The following is a 21,168-nucleotide window of genomic DNA, read 5'->3' on the forward strand; positions in this document are numbered from 1 at the left end:
GTGACATTCTTATTGCTGGCTAATTATCTATTGTCGAGGTGGATTCTGTAGCGACAACCATTAGCTAATGGAGTGTTGAATCAAGTGGTGGTGATTGATGATTCGATGGACGTCGGTTTTCACTTAATCGCGGGTGATACGACGGACTAATTGTGTTCCTAGAGTGACTGACAGTAAAAAAGAGAGGGTAGCGCAATGCTACCCTCTTTTTATTCTGTTTTCTTTTTCTCTTATTCGTGGTTGTTTTTAGCTTTTTCTAGTAAATCTGCGAAAAAGTGGCGCAGCGAATAGAGCATGATCAAACTCGGTATCACCATTAATGATGTCAGTATAAAGAAGGTTGACCAGTCATTGAGGAAGTCGACCAATTCACCGCTGAAAGATGCCAACGTCGTTCGACCAAAATTACCTAAGGATGCTAATAGAGCATATTGCGTTGCAGAGAAAGCTTGCCCTGTTAGTAGCGTTAAGAAAGAGACAAATGCCACTGTCGAAAAGGCGGTTGTGAAGTTATCGACAATAATGGTTGCCAAAAATAAGTGCTCATTTGGTCCTACTTGCGCAATCCATGCAAACATTAGGTTGCTGGCCGCCATTGCTACACCGCCAATCATCAGCCCACGTACAATACCAAATTTCACATTGAAGACACTGCCTAACAAGGTGAAGAATATTGTTGCACCCCAACCAATTAACTTAGAGTAGTGGCCGATTTGTTCATTGCTAAAGCCGATCTCTTTATAGAAGGGAATCGACATTCTGCCTAAGAAGGCTTCACCAATCTTAAACAGGAATACAAACAGCAGCAGGGTAATCGCAACTTGAACACCGTTTCTCTTAAAGAAATCGTAGAAAGGCTCTAGCACTGTAACGCTTAGCCAGGCCACAACTTTAGAACCCACAACCTTATTATGGCGCTGCTGTGCTTCTTTTTGTAGTGCTTCGCGTTGTGTTGTTGGTTCCCCAACAAATAAAGTGAATAGCATTAGAATAATGACAACACCAGCCATGCCGTAATACACGCCATTCCAACCTATCGTATCAGCGTTGATAAAGGCGAGGTAACCCGGAAGAGAATAGCCTGTCCACCATCCCATCACGGCCATTGCGGATGCTTGTGGTAACTTTGATGATTCTGATTTTGGAAATGAATCAATACGGAAGGCATCAATTGCGACATCTTGGGTTGAAGAGGCGATCGCAATCCCGAGAGCAAGCATAGAGGTGAACATTAAGTCATTGGCTGGGTTTACGCCGGCAATGAAGAGCGTGCAGACCAATACAAAGCTTTGGCATAGGAATATCCAACTGCGTCGTTGACCTAATATTGCATGTAGGATTGGCAGTTTGACCCGGTCTACCAATGGTGCCCAAAGAAAGTTAATGGCATAGACGGCGAATACACTACCGAAATAACCAATCGCAGCACGAGTTAAGCCAGCATCTTTTAGCCAGCCTGACATGTTAGAGCCGATAAGAACCCAAGGAAAGCCACTCGAACAACCCAGCATAAACACCCAAAGTAGACGTTTATCTAGGTAGCTACGGAAGGTCTGCATCCAAGAAAGAGAGGGAGTGCCAGATGACATGGGGCGTCCTTGTATAGAAAAACGCCCTTAAGAGGTTAAGGGCGCTGTATGAGATTACTTAAGAAGTGTTACTTTGTTGATGATGATTGGGTCGGCTGGGATATCTGACATACGGCCCATTCGCTTAGTCGGAATGGTTGCCATTTTTTGTACGACATCGAAACCTTCAGTCACCGTACCGAAAACAGCGTAGCCAGGGTTGCCACCTTTAGCATTCAAGAAATCGTTATCCGAAAAGTTGATAAAGAACTGACGAGTTGCTGAGTCTGGCGCGTTAGTGCGAGCCATTGCAATCGTTGCTGTATCATTCTTTAGACCGTTACTGCCTTCATTTTTGATAGGGGCATAAGTCGCTTGTTGATTCATGTCTTGATCGAAGCCGCCGCCTTGCGCCATAAAGCCAGGAATAACACGGTGGAAGATAGTGCCTTCATAGCTACCGTCGGCAACATATTTAAGAAAGTTATCAACACTAATCGGTGCTTGTTCTTGGTTGAGCTCGATAGTGAAGTCGCCTAATGTCGTCTCTACGTTCACTTTAGGGCCAGCCCAAACGCTCACGCTAACCAGCATTAATGCAATAGAAGTTAGAATACGGCTCATTAGAAACGTTCCTTCATGTAGTTTTGTAGTTCAGGATCGTTCGCGATTTCAGTAAGAACCAAGTTGATCACATCGTTTAGAACCATTGAGATATCGTCGTTTGAAGCGCTTAATGCACCAGTACGAGTTGCCGTACCGTTGAATGTTTTAACGAGCTTACCTTCAGGTGTTTCAGCCGTTACTTCAAGTGTTACTTTACCGTCCATTTTGTTTTCCATAATGGTGTGTTCTACGGTAACAAGCGCTTCTTGAATCTCTAAAACAATTGAGTTTTCACTGTTTACGCTTGCACGGAAACCTTGAGAGTCCAGTTGTTTTGCTAATGCGTCCTCTAGAGAAATACGCATGTTTTGTTTAGCGTGAATCGGCTGGATATTTGAACGGCCACTATCAACCAAAGCGACATACTGAGCGGCACGAACATCTTTGCTCGTTAGTGTGTATGTTTTGTCTTGAACGATATTGCTTGAGCTTAGTGAAGCTTCTGGCATTACGTTGATCTGTTCTTGCTGAGGGGCTGAACAGGCAGTCAGAGCCATGATAGAAGCAGCCAAAATCAGTTTTTTCATTCCTTTATCCTTTCTAAATTCACACCAGAAGCTCGGTATTTTAAATTCTTATGAAGCAGTCTACTGCCTATTTATTAAAATTTGCAGGCTCTCTTGTTGCCTGTAATATCTCAAATTTTTGGTTCAATTCAAGCGTTTCGACATTAGCTTCACCAAATAATCTTGCTAGTTTGACATCGTATCCGAGGTGTCGGTTACCAATAACAATTAATTTGCCTCCGTTGCTAAGAACATGCTTTGCATCACAGAACATTTGCCATGCAATGTGATCAGTAATCGCTTGTTGCTGGTGGAACGGAGGATTACACATAACTAAGTAGGTGCTGTTTTTCTTAAAGCCATCTAAACAGTTGTTTGCGATGAACTGGAAGTTACCTTCTTCGCCAAGATTGTCTTTTACATTTTGGCGCGCAGATTCCACCGCCATGAAGCTTTCGTCTACACAGGTAATACGAGCTTGTGGGTTTAACTGACCAGCTTTCACACTCAGTACACCATTACCACAACCCAAATCAATTATGTGACGCAATTCTGGATCTTGTGGAATGTGTTCCAACATATAACGAGCGCCTTGATCGAGTGACTCGCCTGAGTAAACATTTGGTAAATTTTTCAAGCGAATATCTTCACCGTCCACATCCCATTCAATATAAGGTTCTACTGTTTGAATCGGTTGGCAGTTTGGAGAAGAGAACACAAGGCGATGCTTTTTCTTAGCCAGAGAGGTTTTGGTTTCGCCCAGATACTTTTCAAACAGGTTCAGTGTTGAAGTGTGGATCTCTTTTACTTTATTCACACCAATTACTTGGCAGCCTTCAGGCAATGCTTGGCGTAATTGACTCAATTGCCATATTAGGTGGCGGTTGGTTTTTGGCAATTGCATGATCACAAGGTCGATACCGTGTGGGATGTCATCCATGGTGTTTAAAAAGTTCACACGGTTGCTCTGATTGCGCTGTAAGTTTTTTAGCGTTCCGCGATGAGAAATGAAAGAGTCACTCATCATGGTCACATCATGGTCTTTCGAGAACCAAGCGGATAGGGCGCCAAAACTGTCGTTCATGATCAGTATGTGTTTACCAGGTTCAAGATTCATCTCTTCAACATGGCTAATTAGGTATTCGTCGCCGGCATCCCAAGCTTGAAGGGTTTCATTTGAACGGTTGGGGAAACGATTTAGGGTTAAAGTTCTATCGTGAAGGGTAAGTTCAGTTTTCATTGCTTGAGATACTTATATAAGAAATAACAAAGATATTGTCTCAAATGCAGCCTGAACAAGATATAAAAAACTCGACTAAACCCCTCGAGTCAGCGATGAAATACTCAGACAGTCGGTTAGTTAGGGTTTATACTGGAGCGACAGATAATGCCAATACGCTATTTAAGGAATCACAATGATCCAAGAAGTTATCGAAACAAAATTGCACAATGAGTTTTCACCAAGTCATTTAAACGTGGTGAATGAGAGCTATATGCACAATGTTCCGGCTGGTTCTGAGAGTCATTTTAAAGTGATTGTTGTCAGCGATGTGTTTGAAGGTCTGCGTCTTATTGCTCGTCACCGAGCGGTAAATAAAGCACTTTCAGAAGAACTGGCGAATAATATTCACGCGCTATCCATTCATACCTATACAAAAGATGAATGGATGAAGCAGCTAGATAACGTGCCAGACAGCCCAATGTGTATGGGCGGTGGCAAGTAATAGATTCAATACATATAAAGAGAGGTGGTTATGCCGCCTCTTTTGTCATCAAAACTATGTGTTTTTAGGTTTTATATCACTCAGATTGATGTCAAATTGAGCTGTCAAAAATACCTACAATGAGTAATGTTTTTATTAACAGTGTTTCAACATAACTCGTAAAATATTAGTTTGTGACAGAGTATTAATCTCTTGTTTAAAACACGATTTAAAAGCCATTTTATCTGTGCGGCTCGTCAAATTTATACATATTTGAGAGTCCATATGCTTCAAATCTCACCAAATAAAGGCCGTATTCAAGTTATTGGTCATGGCATCAAGTTGTCAAAAAATGCTAGAATACTGCACCTGATAAATCTCACATAATTAGTGTGATGAATTTATTAAGATAATGTTGCGATTTTGGTATCTCAAATCTACCGAAACCGGACACTGTAATGTCGTGTCTAAGGGCGGAATAAAACGTCCTGAATTTACGCAATTAAAAGAATCTTTTTCCCGATAAAGTAGTGCAAGTGCGTATGATTACAATAAAGAAGGGTTTGGATCTTCCTATCGCAGGAACTCCATCCCAGGTGATTAATGATGGTAAGTCCATCACTAAAGTCGCCTTGCTTGGCGAAGAGTACGTTGGTATGCGTCCTACGATGCATGCTCGCGTTGGTGATGAAGTGAAGAAAGGCCAAGTTCTTTTTGCAGATAAAAAGAACCCAGGTGTTGTATTTACTTCTCCAGCAAGCGGTAAAGTTATTGAAGTGAACCGTGGTGCTAAGCGTGTTCTTCAATCAGTAGTGATTGAAGTAGCAGGCAATGAGCAGATCACGTTCAATAACTATGAAGCTAACCAACTAGTAGGCCTTGACCGTGAAACGGTTAAAGCTCAGTTAGTTGAGTCTGGCGCATGGACCGCTTTGCGAACTCGTCCGTTCAGCAAGGTTCCAGCCATTGATTCTGAAACTCAGGCTATTTTCGTAACTGCTATGGATACTAATCCGCTAGCAGCTGAGCCAGAATTAATCATTAACGAGCAGTCTGATGCTTTCGTTGCTGGTTTAGATCTTCTTTCAATTCTGACTAACGGTAAAGTGTACGTTTGTAAAAAAGGTACTAGCTTACCTCGTTCAGCTCAGTCTAACGTTGAAGAACATGTTTTTGATGGCCCACACCCTGCAGGCCTTGCAGGCACGCATATGCATTACCTATACCCGGTAAATGCACAAAATGTAGCGTGGAGCATTAACTACCAAGATGTTATCGCATTCGGTAAGCTTTTCCTTACTGGTGAGATTTACTCTGAGCGTGTTGTCTCTCTGGCTGGTCCAGTGGTAAACAACCCACGTCTAGTTCGTACTCAACTTGGTGCTAGCCTTGAAGAGTTGACAGACAGCGAGTTAATGCCAGGTGAAGTTCGTGTGATTTCTGGTTCTGTACTTACGGGTACTGAAGCAACAGGTTCACATGCTTACCTTGGTCGTTACCATCAGCAAGTTTCTGTTCTACGTGAAGGTCGTGATAAAGAGCTATTCGGCTGGGCTATGCCTGGTAAGAACAAGTTCTCTGTTACTCGTTCATTCCTTGGTCACATGTTTAAAGGTCAGTTGTTCAACATGACAACGACGACAAACGGTAGTGACCGCTCAATGGTTCCAATTGGTAACTACGAGCGCGTAATGCCTCTAGATATGGAACCAACATTGCTGCTTCGTGATCTATGTGCAGGCGACATTGATAGTGCTCAAGCACTTGGTGCGCTAGAACTAGACGAAGAAGATGTAGCATTGTGTACCTTTGTATGTCCAGGTAAATATGAGTACGGTCAACTACTTCGTGAATGCCTAGATACGATTGAGAAGGAAGGGTAATTTTCATGGGCCTTAAAAAGTTTCTTGAAGACATCGAGCATCATTTTGAGCCAGGTGGTAAACACGAGAAGTGGTTTGCGCTTTACGAAGCAGCAGCGACAGTGTTCTACACGCCAGGTCTTATCACAAAGAAAAGCTCACACGTTCGTGATAGCGTTGATTTAAAACGTATCATGATCATGGTTTGGTTCGCGGTATTCCCAGCAATGTTCTGGGGTATGTACAACGCGGGTGGCCAAGCTATCGCTGCACTTAACCATATGTACGCAGGCGCTGAATTAGTTTCTGTTATCGATGGTAACTGGCACTACTGGCTAACCGAAATGCTTGGAGCCTCCTTAGGGCCCGATGCAGGTGTTGGCAGCAAGATGCTACTTGGTGCGACATACTTCCTACCTATCTACGCAACGGTATTTATCGTTGGTGGTTTCTGGGAAGTTCTGTTCTGTATGGTGCGTAAGCACGAAGTAAATGAAGGTTTCTTTGTTACTTCTATCTTATTTGCGCTTATCGTTCCGCCAACTCTTCCTCTATGGCAAGCAGCACTAGGTATTACCTTCGGTGTTGTTGTAGCGAAAGAGATCTTCGGTGGTACGGGTCGTAACTTCCTGAACCCTGCACTTGCTGGCCGTGCGTTCCTATTCTTTGCATACCCTGCACAGATTTCAGGTGACGTAGTTTGGACTGCTGCAGATGGTTTCTCTGGTGCAACTGCTCTTAGCCAATGGGCTCAAGGCGGTGGTAGCGCACTAATGAACGTAACATCGGGTGAAGCAATCACTTGGATGGACGCATTCATTGGTAACATCCCAGGTTCTATCGGTGAAGTATCGACTCTAGCACTTATGATTGGTGCTGCGATGATCGTTTACATGCGTATCGCTTCATGGCGCATCATTGCTGGTGTAATGATCGGTATGATTGCTGTGTCTACGCTGTTCAACGTGATCGGTTCTGATACTAACGCAATGTTCAGCATGCCTTGGCACTGGCACCTAGTTCTAGGTGGCTTCGCATTCGGTATGTTCTTCATGGCGACAGACCCAGTATCAGCTTCATTTACCAATAAAGGTAAGTGGTGGTACGGCATCCTAATCGGCGCAATGTGTGTAATGATTCGTGTAGTTAACCCTGCATACCCAGAAGGCATGATGCTTGCGATTCTATTCGCAAACCTATTTGCTCCTCTGTTTGACCACGTTGTAATCGAGAAGAACATTAAGCGGAGACTAGCGCGCTATGGCAAGTAATAACGATAGCATTAAAAAGACGCTGTTTGTTGTTATCGCATTGAGCCTAGTGTGCTCAATCATCGTTTCAACAGCTGCAGTTGTTCTTAAACCTAAGCAGCAAGCTAACGCAGTTCTGGATCAGCAAACTAAGATCCTTGAAGTTGCGGGCATTGAACTTGCGGGTAATATTCCAGCACTGTACGCAGAGAACATTGAACCTCGTCTAGTTGATTTCGCTACTGGCGATTTCGTTGACGGCGATGCTGCTGCATACGACCAACGTAAAGCGTCAAAAGATCCAGCTCAGTCAATCAAGCTTTCAGCTGAAGATGACATCGCTAAGATCATTCGTCGTGCTAACACGGGTACTGTATACCTAGTGAAAGATGGCGCTGAAACTTCTAAAGTTATCATCCCTGTTCACGGTAACGGCCTTTGGTCAATGATGTACGCATTCGTTGCGGTAGAAACTGATGGCAACACAGTTTCTGGTATCACTTACTACGAGCAAGGTGAAACCCCTGGACTTGGTGGTGAAGTTGAGAACCCAACTTGGCGCGCTCAATTCGTTGGTAAGAAATTATTCGACGAAAACCACAAACCTGCTATCCAGGTTGTTAAAGGTGGCGCTCCTCAAGGTTCTGAGCACGGTGTAGATGGCCTTTCTGGTGCAACACTGACTAGCGTTGGTGTTCAACATACATTTGACTTCTGGTTAGGTGATATGGGCTTTGGTCCGTTCCTAGCAAAAGTTCGTGACGGAGGTCTGAACTAATGTCTAGTGCAAAAGAAATTAAAAAGAGCATCTTAGCGCCTGTGTTGGATAACAACCCAATCGCGCTACAGGTTCTTGGTGTGTGTTCTGCTCTTGCGGTAACCACTAAGCTAGAAACTGCATTTGTTATGACTATCGCGGTAATGTTCGTTACTGCTCTGTCTAACTTCTTTGTTTCTTTGATCCGTAACCACATTCCTAACAGTGTGCGTATCATCGTTCAGATGGCAATTATCGCATCATTAGTAATCGTGGTAGACCAAGTGCTTAAAGCATACCTATACGATATCTCTAAGCAGCTATCTGTATTCGTAGGCCTAATCATTACTAACTGTATTGTAATGGGTCGTGCTGAAGCATTCGCAATGAAGTCTGCGCCAATCCCATCGTTCATCGATGGTCTTGGTAACGGTCTTGGTTACGGTTTCGTTCTTATCACTGTTGGTTTCTTCCGTGAGCTTCTAGGCTCTGGCAAACTATTTGGTATGGAAGTACTACCTCTAGTGAGCAACGGTGGTTGGTATCAGCCAAACGGCTTGATGCTTCTAGCACCTTCTGCATTCTTCCTAATTGGTTTCTTGATTTGGGCAATTCGTGTGTTCAAACCAGAACAAGTAGAAGCGAAGGGGTAAGGTAGTCATGGAACATTATATTAGTCTGCTAGTTAAATCGATTTTCATCGAAAACATGGCGCTTTCTTTCTTCCTAGGTATGTGTACATTCCTAGCGGTTTCTAAGAAAGTTAAAACTTCTTTTGGTCTTGGTGTTGCGGTAGTTGTAGTACTTACAATCGCTGTTCCTGTAAACAACCTTGTTTACACACACATCCTAAAAGAAAATGCACTTGTTGCCGGTGTCGATTTAAGTTTCCTTAACTTCATCGCATTCATCGGTGTTATCGCTGCACTTGTACAAATCCTAGAGATGGTTCTAGACCGTTTCTTCCCACCTTTGTACAACGCACTAGGTATCTTCCTTCCTCTGATCACAGTTAACTGTGCAATCTTTGGTGGTGTATCTTTCATGGTAACGCGTGACTACAACTTTGCTGAATCTGTTGTTTACGGCTTCGGTTCTGGTGTGGGTTGGATGTTAGCTATCGTTGCTCTTGCGGGTATCCGTGAGAAGATGAAGTACTCTGACGTACCTCCAGGTCTTCGTGGCCTTGGTATCACGTTCATTACTGTTGGTCTGATGGCGTTAGGCTTTATGTCTTTCTCTGGTGTTCAACTGTAGGGTAAGCACCCAGTAATAAGGAATAACAAATGCAAAGCATTATTCTTGGCGTAGCGATGTTTACCATTATTGTATTGGCTCTAGTACTAGTGATTCTTTTCGCTAAGTCTAAGCTAGTACCATCAGGTGACATCACTATTGCTGTAAACGGCGACCCTGAAAAGGCGATCGTTACTCAACCTGGTAGCAAGCTACTTGGTGCCCTAGCTGGCGCTGGTATCTTCGTATCTTCTGCTTGTGGCGGCGGTGGCTCTTGTGGTCAGTGTCGTGTAAAAGTTAAGTCTGGCGGTGGCGATATTCTACCTACAGAACTTGATCACATCACAAAAGGTGAAGCTCGCGAAGGCGAACGTCTTGCATGTCAAGTTGCTATGAAAACTGACATGGAGATTGAGCTAGACGAAGATATCTTTGGTGTTAAAAAGTGGGAATGTACTGTTATCTCTAACGATAACGAAGCTACTTTCATCAAAGAACTTGCTCTAGCTATCCCTGAAGGTGAAGAAGTTCCGTTCCGCGCGGGTGGTTACATTCAGATTGAAGCTGAACCACATCACGTGAAATACGCAGATTACGATATTCCTGAGGAATACCGTGGTGACTGGGATAAGTTCAACCTGTTCCGTTACGAGTCTATCGTTAAAGAGCATTCGATCCGTGCTTACTCTATGGCTTCATACCCAGAAGAGAAAGGTATCATCAAGCTTAACGTGCGTATCGCAACTCCGCCGCCAAACAATCCTGACGTAGCTCCTGGTGTGATGTCTTCATACATCTGGTCTCTTAAAGAAGGCGACAAATGTACTATTTCTGGTCCATTTGGTGAGTTCTTTGCTAAAGACACAGACAATGAAATGGTATTCATCGGTGGTGGTGCAGGTATGGCGCCAATGCGTTCACATATCTTCGACCAACTTAAGCGTCTTAACTCTACTCGTAAGATGTCTTACTGGTACGGTGCACGTTCTAAGCGTGAGATGTTCTACATTGAAGATTTCGACGGCCTAGCGGCTGCGAACGAAAACTTCGTGTGGCATTGTGCTCTGTCTGATCCTCAACCTGAGGACAACTGGGACGGTTACACTGGTTTCATCCACAACGTATTGTACGAAAACTACCTGAAGGATCACGAAGCTCCTGAAGACTGTGAGTACTACATGTGTGGTCCACCAATGATGAACGCGGCTGTTATCGGCATGCTGAAAGATCTTGGTGTAGAAGATGAAAACATCCTACTAGATGACTTCGGTGGTTAATCCATTTAAGTGATTGATATTATGGCTGACTCCTACGAGTCAGCCATTTGTTTTTCTAAAGCTCGTTTTGACAACATACTGGCTTATATAAGAAAGAGTAAGGTATCTTTAAGACCTATATTTACTCTTATTTTTCCTTATATAAATCCTCAACATTAAACAGGAGTAAGCAAGTGAGAATTTGGCTTGTTGCATTAACTTCTTTGATTTTTCTTGCTGGCTGTGACAAGCCGATTGAGCAAGTGCATTTAAGTGGCCCAACGATGGGTACTAGCTACAATATTAAATACATCAATGGTGATGAGTTCCCTGAGTCTAAAGAGATTCACACCGAGATTGATCGCTTACTTGAAGAAGTAAACGATCAGATGTCGACTTACCGTGAAGACTCAGAACTAAGCCGTTTTAATCAACACAAAGGTGCAGACGCATTTGAAGTTTCTGAGCAAACTGCGATTGTAGTGAAAGAAGCGATTCGTTTGAACGGTCTTACTGAAGGAGCGTTGGATGTTACCGTTGGCCCTTTAGTGAACTTGTGGGGTTTTGGCCCTGAAGCACGTCCAGAAGTTGTTCCAACAGACGAAGAGCTTGCTGCTCGTAAAGCGAAGGTGGGTATTCACCATCTAAGCATTGAAGGCAATAAACTCAGTAAGGATCTACCAAACCTGTATGTCGACCTTTCGACGATTGCAAAAGGTTGGGGCGTTGACGTTGTAGCTGACTACCTTGATTCAATTGGCATTCATAACTACATGGTTGAAATTGGTGGTGAAATTCGCTTGAAAGGTCTAAACCGTGACAATGTGGGTTGGCGCATAGCGATTGAGAAACCAAGTGTAGACGAGCGTACAATTCAAGAGATCATCGAACCGGGTGATATGGCGATCGCAACCTCTGGTGACTATCGTAACTATTTCGAGCGTGATGGTGTTCGTTACTCACACATCATCAACCCAGAAACAGGCAAACCTCTTCATCACAAAGTGGTTTCAGTGACTGTTTTAAACCCGTCTTCAATGACTGCAGACGGCTTATCTACTGGCCTTATGGTCTTAGGTGAAGTAAGAGGAATGGAAATCGCTAACCAGCATAACATCCCAGCGTTTATGGTGGTTAAAACAGCAGATGGCTTTAAAGAAATTGCTTCAGAAGCATTTAAGCCATACTTAGGTAAATAAGGTAAGCGAGAGAATTATGAATACATTTCTGATTACATTTGGTGTTTTTCTTGCCGTGATCACAGCAATGTCGATTGGCTATATTGTCCAAAAGAAAGTTGTGAAAGGTAGCTGTGGTGGTTTAGGTGCTGTTGGTATCGACAAAGTCTGTAATTGCCCAGAGCCTTGTGATGCGCGTAAAAAGCGCGAAGCACGTGAAGCTTACCGTGTTGAGAAACTGGCTGAGCGTCAAGAAAAAGAGGCGGCTTGGAGCAAGGATCGTATCGCTTAATCGGTGATAACGGTTGATGCTAGTTTTCCTTAATTAGTCTTTAACTAATGGGTTATCTAGCTCTCTAAACGTAAAGAGCTCAAGGGATTACCTTGAGCTCTTTTGTTTCTATAGACTTAAATGCTAAAAGTGAAACGCCTATAAGCCTGCCTATAAAGGGTTTGGCTGTTATATCTGTCTATCTATATAACTACCTATGAACTCTTATTGCGAGTGCATACAAGCCGGTTTCTACCTTGTTCCTTGGCCGTATAAAGCAGTTCGTCGGCAGCTTTTATTTGTTCATCTAACTTGCCATCTAAATCAGTGACACCAATACTGATGCTGACTTTAATGCTTTGAGATTCATGAATCACTTCATGCTCTTCTATTGCCACTCTCATCGATTCTAGGTTATCAACGAAGCTTTCAAACGACCCACACGACTGAATACAAAACTCTTCACCGCCGAAACGAACGGCCACATCATCGTTGAAGTGATCCTTAATGATGCCGCCCACAGCAATCAGTACCGCATCGCCACCATCATGGCCGAAGGTATCATTCACTTTCTTAAAGAAATCGATATCCATCATCGCGATATTTCGTTCTTCACAGCCTTTGCATGGTTGATTGAACAAATAGCGACGGTTCCATAGCCCCGTGAGTGCATCTTCATTGGCATGACGAAACAGTTCATTGGTCGCTTCCTTCATATCGAGAAGCTGGTGAATACGGCAGAAAAATTCTTCTTGGTTAAATGGCTTATAGAGGAAGTCGTTAGCGCCCGCTTTGAGGAAGCGCGCGGTCATGGTGCGATCGTCGCTACCTGATAGACCAAGAATGGCGAGTTGGTTGCGGTCGTGGTTTACTCGAATGTCACGGGTCATCGAAATACCATCTTTTTTCGGCATGTCATGATCGGTAACGACAAATGTGATATCTGGATCTTTACTGAGAAGCTCTAGTGCTTGTTCGCCATCTTTCGCTTGAATCGTTTGAATATATTGATGTTCGAGGAGTTGGACGACATATCGACGAACTACAGCTGAATCATCAACCACCAACGCTTTATGGTGTCGATTATTCGAGATTCGATTAACCAGAGGAAGTAAGTAACTGACCGATGACATGCTGTCTTTAAGGATGTAATCAAGCACACCTTTGGCGAGAACCTGTTCTCGAAGTGTGTTGTTGAACATACCGGTTAATACAATGATTTTTTGTTGGTAGCCGAGTACTAAATCAATGATTTCACCATCTTGACCATCGGGTAGGCAGTAATCTAGCACAGCACACAAGAAATCCGTCTCTTGCTCTAAGATCGCTTTCGCTTCCTCAATTGATTCTGCGAGTGCGACTTCATAGCCACTGTTTTTTAATTGCTGGTATAGATAGTTTCGGAATGCTCGACTGTCCTCCACCACTAGTATTTTTTCACTCAAAAGCTATCCCTACTTATAGACTAAATACTCCTTACAATACTATCAGAAGAGTGGACTGCTGTTGAAGTGAAACCTCATGAGCTGGACACGAGATCATTTTAAATCGTGGAATAATTGATTATACTGTTCATAGGTACAGTTGTAAGGTTGAGTTATTTCTAAATGTGCAGTGCAGGCCAAGATAAAATCAGAAAAATAATCCATGTTGATATGGACTGTTTTTACGCAGCTGTAGAAATGCGCGACAACCCGGCTTACCGAAATCGACCACTTGCGGTTGGTGGGCATGAAAAACAACGAGGTGTCTTGAGTACCTGTAATTATGAAGCTCGCAAGTTTGGTATCCGTTCTGCGATGCCAACGGGGAAAGCACTGCAGCTTTGTCCTAATTTATTAGTAGTTCCGGGAAGAATGCAGGTTTACGTTGAGATATCTAAAAAAATCCGCGAAATATTTTCTCGATACACAGCACTGATTGAACCTCTTTCTCTGGATGAAGCGTTTCTCGACGTGACTGAGTCAACATTGTGTCACGGTTCTGCGACCCTGATTGCCGAGTCAATTCGCCGTGATATTTGGAACGAGTTAAACCTTACGGCTTCTGCGGGTGTCGCTCCGATAAAATTCTTGGCTAAAGTGGCTTCGGATATGAATAAGCCCAATGGACAATTTGTTATCCCTCCACAAGATGTACAAGCTGTTATTGATGATTTACCACTGGAGAAAATCCCAGGCGTTGGCAAGGTCAGCATTGAAAAGCTCCATCTAGCGGGATTCTTTACATGCAAGGACATCAAAGGGGCAGACTATCGAGACTTGCTTCTGAAGTTTGGTCGACAAGGTGCATCGTTGTGGAAGCGAAGCCATGGTATCGATGAAAGAGAAGTCATCATAGAACGCGAGCGTAAATCCGTAGGCGTTGAGCGCACGTTTACTCAAAATATTTCGACTTATGCTGAGTGCTGGCAGGTGATTGAAGATAAGCTCTTTCCTGAGCTTGAGGTGCGTTTAGAAAAAGCCAGCCCAAGCAAAGCGATCATCAAGCAGGGCATTAAGCTCAAGTTTGCCGATTTCCAGCAAACGACCATAGAACACATACATGCTTCATTGGATCGAGAACACTTCAAAGAACTATTGAGTGAGATCTTAAAAAGACAACAAGGGCGAGAGATACGCCTGCTCGGTTTGAGTGTGATGTTACAACCCAAAGAACAAGTGAAGCAGCTGAGTTTCTTTTAATTTTCATCAGCTAGGTTTATTCAAACCTAGCTGACTTATTAGCACTAGCAGCGTCTTTTAATCTTCTTATCTTGGTAATCGTTTTACCAATGCTAGGGTTTCACTGAACGGTTGTTGCTCTAACTTTCCGTACCCCGACATTTTACTGGCTTTTAATTTGGTAGAAAGCGGTGTCGCGATTCCGCATAAAAAGCGAGTAATGGCTTCATCGGTAATCAGTTGTTGGCTGTTGGCGATGAATTCTTGAATCCAAGCGACGACGATCTCTTCATCTATAGTTTCAGCTTTCACGCTTGGTAGTGTGGCAATTTCACCTCGGCATACTGAGCAGTGACCACAGTTTTTGGGTGCCTTGTCATCGGCGAAGTAACTCGCAAGGCGTGAGCTTAGGCAGGTATCAGCCTCAAAGAAGCTCAGCATTTGGTTAAGACGGTTTATTTCACTGTTCTCTTTTGCTTTGAACAACTCAGTTAAACGTTCAGATAACTGCATCATATCTTCAGATGTCTTGTTGATCGCGTAAACATCGGTGATCTGCTTACTTTCCAACTCAATCCAGCCTTGTTCATTGAAGTAATCGATAGCCGCAATCACACGCTGACGATCGGCTTGGAAGTGAGTCCAAAGCGCATCAAAATCGACTTGGCACCAAACTCTGGCTTGAGGAGAACATTGGAAAATCGCTTCTACAAAATGGCGACGTTCACTTTGGAATTGCTCGGTGATCTGCTGCTTAGGACGAATGAACTTAAATTTGTAGTCAGCAAAGTAGCTGTATTTAGGCTCAATCACACCTTCAATTTCGAGATAAACCAACAGTGTTTTTAGCGGAAGTTGACGAATGTTAGATTCACGCGATAGTTGGTTAAGCATGATCTCCCATTGGTTTGTACCAGAAGCGCCTATATTTTGGTTTTCGTAGATCTCTTTCAATACAGCTTGGATCGAGATGTTGTCTGGCGTATCACCAAATACGAAGTTCTCGAGTGTACTGAGGCCATACTTGTTGGCGAGAAGAATACATGTTGAAGGTTGACCATCTCGGCCTGCTCTGCCGATTTCTTGTGAGTAGTTCTCTATCGATTTGGGTAAGTCGAAGTGAATCACACGGCGAATGTTTGACTTGTCGACGCCCATCCCGAAAGCAATAGTCGCCACAATACAATGCACGTCATCATTCATGAATTGATGTTGAATGGCATCTCTATTTTCTGGTTTAAGCCCCGCATGGTAAGCGACTGCGTTGATTCCAGCATTGCGTAGCTGTTGAGCCACCATCTCTGCCGTTTGCTGAAGGGTCACATAAACGATGGTTGGAGCTTGAGGCGCTTGATTGGCGACAGAGCACAGCGTCTCTAGCTTACTAGCTTGTTCACAAGGCTGAATCGACAGGTCGAGGTTTTGACGATAGAAACCAGTAACAACAACGCGTTGCTCATCGATATCAAACTTAGACTTCATGTCTTGGATAACTGAGGTGGTTGCAGTTGCTGTGAGTAGTAACACCTGCGGGATATTCAGTTGCTTCTGGTATTGAGGCAACTTGAGATAATCGGGTCTAAAGTTGTGTCCCCACTCAGAAATACAGTGCGCCTCATCGACCACAAGTAACGAGATAGGCACTTGGGAGATAAACTGGCGAAAGCGTTCATTCTTTAAACGCTCGACGGAGATCATCAGGATCTTGGTGTCTCCGTTACGCACAGACTGCATCACCTGTTGAGTGGTTTGTCTGTCTTGGCTAGATTCTATCGCAGCAGCGCTGATCCCTTTACTGTGTAAGAAGCTTAACTGGTCTTTCATTAAGGCTAACAGTGGAGAAATAACCAAGGTTAAATGAGGAAGTTCTAACGCGGGTAGCTGGTAGCACAGCGATTTACCTGAGCCCGTTGGGAAGATGGCCGCGGTAGAGTGACCGGATAGAACATTATCAATGACTTGCTTTTGCCCATTACGCAGTGAATCGAATCCGAATACTTGTTTTAGCTTCTGCTCAATCATTTGTGTTCTACCTGAGTTGTTAAGTGTCGTATTGATGCTAAAGCGTTCGCCTGTCAATGATCGCGTCGCTTGATGAATCAAATGTCTTGCACCTGATTGTACCTAATTCTATTCTGTAGCTCCTATAGAAAAGCACTCCAAAAGTATGAATAAGTCTGAGCTTCGACAAATAATTTTAGAGCAACTCGAATCACGGTTAAGCATCGCACAATCTGCGACTCAGCGAGCTATTGATGCTGCCACCGATGAAGAGACCGTGCCAGAGCACAAGTACGATACCTTAGCGTTAGAAGCCTCGTACCTTGCCCATGGACAAGCGATGCGGGTTCAAGAGTGTGAAGATGACATCCAGTGTTACCGAAACCTCGTATTACGAGACAGTGAAAGAATTACCGTCAGCAGCTATGTTGTGGTCATTGACGAACATGATGAACATAAGCACTTTTTCCTAGGGCCAAGAGTTGGGGGGCTTTCTGTTATATGGAACGAAAATGAGATTGCCATCGTGACGGCGAATGCACCATTTGGTCAGGCTCTTATGGGCAAAGAAGTCGGTGATGAAATTGAGTTTAGGGTCGCTGATAAACAGTTTTGCTATGAAGTAGTATCGATTGACTGAATGACAGGCTTATAAATATAAACGTTTTTCTGACAAAGAAGCATAAACTAGCGGTATAGTCGTTGGGCAGATTGATGAGAGGGTGTTATGAAAAAAAGCGTATTAATTGCATCATTAACAGTGGCTACCGCTGTTGTGAGCCTGCCAACTTTTGCAGCTCAGTGTCGAGTTGATTTGAAAAATGAACTACGAATTGACGAGCAGAAAGTCGAAATCCATCAAGTAAATGGTGATACAGCTATTCTTGATGGCAATAACGATCTTTATATTCATGGTGAAAAGGTCGCACTTGATGCTGACCAACAAGCGGCAATTGAAAAATACCGCGACAGCATGAATGAGTATTTACCACGCGCAAAACAAATGGCGAATGACAGCTTAGCCTTGGCGAATGATGTTATTGATGACATCGCTGCCAGCCTAGATTCTCCAGAGTCGTTTGATAATGTAAAAGAATCAATGAAAACGTACTTTGCTGAATTAGAGGCTCGTTATTATAAAGATGGCGAGTTAGTCCTACCGGCTAATAGTTTCGATTCGATGGCGAATGGTTGGTCTGAAGATTTCGAAAAGGCTAAGGAGATCTTTAACCAAGAGTTTATCTCAAGTGCCTTTAATGCGATGTCAGAAAAAATGAAGCAAGACGGCGGACTAAATCTGACCGAAATGGCTGATAGCATGGCTGAATTAAAGCTTAAAGTTGAAGAGCGAATGAAAGAACACTCTCAACAAGTACAAGAGGAAGCGAATGAGTTCTGTGATTCTCTAGATGAGATGGCAGAGCAGGAGCAAGAGCTGCATAAAATCATTCCGAACCTAAAAGATTACCAAGTATTTACTATCTAGCCTGAGTTTCAGATTCGTTAGAAGAGCACCGATTGGTGCTCTTTTTTTATGGGTGCAATAAGCTAACAATTAACTTAGGAACACCTCTCAGTAGGCTGATCAATTGCTGTCTGGATTTTATGTGGTCAGTTGGTCTGGGTAATTGTTAATAACTTGGTGTTAAATACTAAATGGATTGTAAAAATAAGATAATTGTTCATTTATTGGTTGTGCCTATCATTGCTTTTGATTACTGTACTTCTCAACTAGTTCACTGATTTTTGATGCGGGCAATATGGACCAACAATCTTCCTCTTCAAGAGAGCACTTTAGCTCTCGTTTGGGTTTTATTTTAGCAGCGGCGGGTGCAGCTGTTGGCTTAGGTAATATTTGGGGTTTCCCAACTCAAGTTGCCAGTAACGGCGGTGGCGCTTTTCTGCTTGTTTACCTAATCATGATTTTCGTGGTTGCTTTCCCGATGCTGGTGGTTGAGATGGCGATTGGCCGTCATGGTCAAGCGAACCCTGTCGATAGTATGCGCTCGTTGACGACAAATCCGTTAGGTAAGAAAGTCGGTGAATTTGTCGGTTGGATTGGCTTAAGTGTCCCAAGTGCCGTGTTAGCCTTTTATAGTATTGTCGGCGGTTGGTTGATTTGCTTCCTAATTGGTGCAGTCGCTGATCTTGTCGGTCTAGAAGCTGTTGCTGATTGGTTTAAAGGCTTCAGTGTTGAGCGCAATGTATTTGGTACGGTCGCATTCTATGTGCTGACTATCTTGATTGTTCAGGGTGGTGTTAAGCAAGGTATCGAGAAGTGGTCGACTCGCTTAATGCCGGCATTGTTCATTTTGTTTGGCTTACTGTTTGTTTACATCATGACGCAAGCAGGTGCGATGGAAGGGCTGAAACATTACTTGGTTCCAGACTTTGAGAAAGTGTGGGATAGAAAACTGATTCTAGCGGCAATGGGACAAGGCTTCTTCTCGCTAACCATTGGTGGCTGCTCTATGTTGGTTTACGGTTCTTACTTAAGCAAGAAAGAGAACCTACCAAAAATGGCGATGAACGTAACCTTGGTTGATACCGCTGTCGCTTTTATTGCTGGCTTAGTGGTTATGCCAGCAATGTTTGTTGCGATGCAGAAGGGTGTTCAAATCTACGCTGAAGATGGTTCACTATTGAGCTCTGACACGCTGGTATTTACGGTTCTGCCTTTGATGTTTGATAGCTTAGGCGTACTTGGTCAGATCTTCGCGATTGTCTTCTTCTTGTTGCTAACGATAGCTGCTCTTACTTCTTCAATTTCGATGCTGGAAGGACCTGTAGCGCTAGTGAGTGAGCGTTTCAATACAAGACGAACGCCAACAAGCTGGGTGATTGGTGGTGCCATCGCATTGTTCAGTGTGGTCATTGTTTACAACTTTGCCGCGATGTTTGGCATGGTTGCGATGATAGCGACTCAGTATCTTCAACCGGTCGCAGCACTGATGTTCTGCCTGTTTGGTGGCTGGGTGTGGAGTCGAGCTTCAAAAGTGAAAGAGCTTGAACATGGCTGCCCTGACTTTCAGCTTGGTTGGTTTGGTAAAGTGTGGCCAATGTATGTGAAGTTCGTGTGCCCAATCTTGGTGGCAACAGTTATCTGGGCTTCATTTGGTTAGTAGACCATTTAACATCTAGATGATTAGATTTGCAGTCAAGGCCACTCTTAATGGGTGGCTTTGTTGTTTTTGTATTGAACAAGCTTGTTTTGATCGATAGAAAAAAGGCGCTGAACATACAGTTCAGCGCCTTTTTAATTTTGGTTTAAGTATTCGTGATTACTTAATTTCCATACCTTGAGCTTGCAAGTCGGCATGGTAAGAAGAACGTACAAACGGGCCACAAGCTGCGTGAGTGAAGCCTAGTTCAAGAGCTATCTCTTTCAACTCATCAAACTCTGAAGGTGGCACGTAGCGTTCTACTGGTAAGTGGTGACGGCTTGGTGCTAGGTATTGGCCTAGTGTCAGCATCGTTACGCCATGTTCGCGAAGATCTTTCAATACTTGAACGATCTCTTCTTTCGTTTCACCAAGACCCATCATCACACCTGATTTAGTTGGGATGTCTGGGTGTTGCTCTTTGAATTTTCTCAACAGATCAAGAGACCACTTGTAGTTCGCACCTGGGCGAGCTTTACGGTATAGACGTGGCGCTGTCTCTAGGTTGTGGTTGAAAACATCTGGCGGGTTGTCTTTCATCAGATCAAGCGCAACGTCCATACGACCACGGAAGTCTGGAACCAGTGTTTCAATGCGAATGTTTGGATTCTGTTCGCGAATTTCACGGTTACAGTCAGCAAAATGCTGAGCACCACCATCACGCAGGTCATCACGGTCAACTGAAGTGATTACAACGTACTTCAGTTTCATGTCTTTAATCGTCTTAGCCAGTTTCTTCGGCTCTTCTGCTTCAGGAGCAACAGGACGACCATGGGCAACATCACAGAACGGGCAGCGACGAGTACAGATAGCGCCAAGAATCATAAACGTTGCCGTGCCGTGGTTAAAACACTCGGCTAGGTTAGGGCAAGACGCTTCTTCACAAACTGAGTGCAGGTTGTTTTTACGCATTGCTGATTTGATTTCTTGAATACGATGGCTGTCTGAAGGAAGTTTAATCTTCATCCATGCAGGCTTACGTAGAACTTCTTTCTGTTCAGCAGGCATATTCTTTACGGGAATTAATGCCATTTTGTCAGCGTCACGATATTTAACGCCTTTTTCCATTTGGATTGGTTTGCTCATGATT

At 43.7% G+C, this 21,168-nt stretch carries 20 protein-coding genes; 13 read left to right on the plus strand and 7 right to left on the minus strand.

Features of this window, described 5'->3' with window-relative positions:
• Nucleotides 1-230 precede the first annotated feature (230 nt).
• The 4 genes from ED652_RS07650 to ED652_RS07665 form a co-directional block, all read right to left on the minus strand.
• Complete coding sequence (locus ED652_RS07650) at nucleotides 231-1,589, minus strand: MFS transporter (RefSeq protein WP_122054166.1); 1,359 nt, start codon at nucleotides 1,587-1,589, stop codon at nucleotides 231-233.
• Between the two features lie 54 nt (nucleotides 1,590-1,643).
• Nucleotides 1,644-2,192 carry a peptidylprolyl isomerase gene (locus tag ED652_RS07655; protein ID WP_017104452.1) on the minus strand — a complete coding sequence of 183 codons (549 nt, stop codon included), beginning with the start codon at nucleotides 2,190-2,192 and terminating at the stop codon, nucleotides 1,644-1,646.
• Entirely contained in the window at nucleotides 2,192-2,761 is a 570-nt protein-coding gene (locus ED652_RS07660; RefSeq protein WP_017104451.1) for a YajG family lipoprotein, read from the minus strand. The genes ED652_RS07655 and ED652_RS07660 overlap by 1 nt, the downstream gene beginning before the upstream one ends.
• Before the next feature lie 67 nt (nucleotides 2,762-2,828).
• Nucleotides 2,829-3,980: a methyltransferase gene (locus ED652_RS07665; RefSeq protein WP_122054168.1), complete on the minus strand. Its 1,152-nt coding sequence runs from the start codon at nucleotides 3,978-3,980 to the stop codon at nucleotides 2,829-2,831.
• 175 nt (nucleotides 3,981-4,155) lie between these two features.
• On the opposite strand from ED652_RS07665, the gene bolA reads away from it, so the two are divergent.
• The 9 genes from bolA (at nucleotide 4,156) to nqrM (ending at nucleotide 12,274) form a co-directional block, all read left to right on the plus strand.
• Nucleotides 4,156-4,464 (plus strand): transcriptional regulator BolA, encoded by a 309-nt coding sequence (bolA, locus tag ED652_RS07670; protein ID WP_017064186.1) that lies wholly within the window; start codon nucleotides 4,156-4,158, stop codon nucleotides 4,462-4,464.
• Nucleotides 4,465-4,985: 521 nt separating this feature from the next.
• Nucleotides 4,986-6,326, plus strand: coding sequence for a Na(+)-translocating NADH-quinone reductase subunit A (locus ED652_RS07675; protein WP_122054169.1), 1,341 nt, complete (start codon nucleotides 4,986-4,988; stop codon nucleotides 6,324-6,326).
• Between the two features lie 5 nt (nucleotides 6,327-6,331).
• Nucleotides 6,332-7,576, plus strand: coding sequence for an NADH:ubiquinone reductase (Na(+)-transporting) subunit B (locus ED652_RS07680; protein ID WP_122054171.1), 1,245 nt, complete (start codon nucleotides 6,332-6,334; stop codon nucleotides 7,574-7,576).
• Nucleotides 7,566-8,333, plus strand: a complete 768-nt coding sequence (locus tag ED652_RS07685) for a Na(+)-translocating NADH-quinone reductase subunit C (protein ID WP_122054172.1) — start codon at nucleotides 7,566-7,568, stop codon at nucleotides 8,331-8,333. Before ED652_RS07680 ends, ED652_RS07685 begins: the two co-directional genes overlap by 11 nt.
• Nucleotides 8,333-8,965 (plus strand): NADH:ubiquinone reductase (Na(+)-transporting) subunit D, encoded by a 633-nt coding sequence (locus tag ED652_RS07690; protein WP_004735210.1) that lies wholly within the window; start codon nucleotides 8,333-8,335, stop codon nucleotides 8,963-8,965. Before ED652_RS07685 ends, ED652_RS07690 begins: the two co-directional genes overlap by 1 nt.
• Nucleotides 8,966-8,972: 7 nt before the next feature.
• Entirely contained in the window at nucleotides 8,973-9,569 is a 597-nt protein-coding gene (gene nqrE, locus ED652_RS07695) for an NADH:ubiquinone reductase (Na(+)-transporting) subunit E (RefSeq protein WP_004735211.1), read from the plus strand.
• A gap of 29 nt (nucleotides 9,570-9,598) precedes the next feature.
• Nucleotides 9,599-10,825, plus strand: a complete 1,227-nt coding sequence (gene nqrF, locus ED652_RS07700) for an NADH:ubiquinone reductase (Na(+)-transporting) subunit F (protein WP_009848376.1) — start codon at nucleotides 9,599-9,601, stop codon at nucleotides 10,823-10,825.
• A gap of 173 nt (nucleotides 10,826-10,998) precedes the next feature.
• A complete protein-coding gene (locus tag ED652_RS07705; RefSeq protein WP_122054174.1) occupies nucleotides 10,999-12,003 on the plus strand; it encodes an FAD:protein FMN transferase in 1,005 nt (334 codons plus the stop codon).
• Between the two features lie 16 nt (nucleotides 12,004-12,019).
• A complete protein-coding gene (gene nqrM / locus ED652_RS07710) occupies nucleotides 12,020-12,274 on the plus strand; it encodes a (Na+)-NQR maturation NqrM (protein WP_017104444.1) in 255 nt (84 codons plus the stop codon).
• A gap of 194 nt (nucleotides 12,275-12,468) precedes the next feature.
• Here nqrM and ED652_RS07715 read toward each other — a convergent pair whose 3' ends face one another.
• Complete coding sequence (locus ED652_RS07715) at nucleotides 12,469-13,698, minus strand: response regulator (RefSeq protein WP_065104964.1); 1,230 nt, start codon at nucleotides 13,696-13,698, stop codon at nucleotides 12,469-12,471.
• 162 nt (nucleotides 13,699-13,860) lie between these two features.
• Between ED652_RS07715 and dinB the strand changes: the two genes are divergently transcribed.
• Nucleotides 13,861-14,937 carry a DNA polymerase IV gene (gene dinB, locus ED652_RS07720; protein ID WP_122054175.1) on the plus strand — a complete coding sequence of 359 codons (1,077 nt, stop codon included), beginning with the start codon at nucleotides 13,861-13,863 and terminating at the stop codon, nucleotides 14,935-14,937.
• Between the two features lie 66 nt (nucleotides 14,938-15,003).
• Here dinB and ED652_RS07725 read toward each other — a convergent pair whose 3' ends face one another.
• On the minus strand, nucleotides 15,004-16,938 hold the full coding sequence (locus ED652_RS07725; protein WP_122054185.1) for an ATP-dependent DNA helicase RecQ: 1,935 nt from the start codon (nucleotides 16,936-16,938) through the stop codon (nucleotides 15,004-15,006).
• Nucleotides 16,939-17,083: 145 nt separating this feature from the next.
• Between ED652_RS07725 and ED652_RS07730 the strand changes: the two genes are divergently transcribed.
• From ED652_RS07730 to ED652_RS07740, 3 genes are all read left to right on the plus strand, one after another.
• Entirely contained in the window at nucleotides 17,084-17,557 is a 474-nt protein-coding gene (locus ED652_RS07730) for a GreA/GreB family elongation factor (protein WP_102514098.1), read from the plus strand.
• 87 nt (nucleotides 17,558-17,644) lie between these two features.
• Complete coding sequence (locus ED652_RS07735) at nucleotides 17,645-18,403, plus strand: YggN family protein (protein ID WP_017104439.1); 759 nt, start codon at nucleotides 17,645-17,647, stop codon at nucleotides 18,401-18,403.
• A gap of 274 nt (nucleotides 18,404-18,677) precedes the next feature.
• Nucleotides 18,678-20,039, plus strand: coding sequence for a sodium-dependent transporter (locus ED652_RS07740; RefSeq protein ID WP_017104438.1), 1,362 nt, complete (start codon nucleotides 18,678-18,680; stop codon nucleotides 20,037-20,039).
• 159 nt (nucleotides 20,040-20,198) lie between these two features.
• Here the strand turns inward: ED652_RS07740 and lipA are convergent, their stop codons facing one another.
• Nucleotides 20,199-21,164, minus strand: a complete 966-nt coding sequence (gene lipA, locus ED652_RS07745; RefSeq protein WP_017110197.1) for a lipoyl synthase — start codon at nucleotides 21,162-21,164, stop codon at nucleotides 20,199-20,201.
• Between the last annotated feature and the right edge of the window lie 4 nt (nucleotides 21,165-21,168).

Source organism: Vibrio sp. Evd11 (assembly GCF_900382755.1).
Classification (GTDB): domain Bacteria; phylum Pseudomonadota; class Gammaproteobacteria; order Enterobacterales; family Vibrionaceae; genus Vibrio; species Vibrio lentus.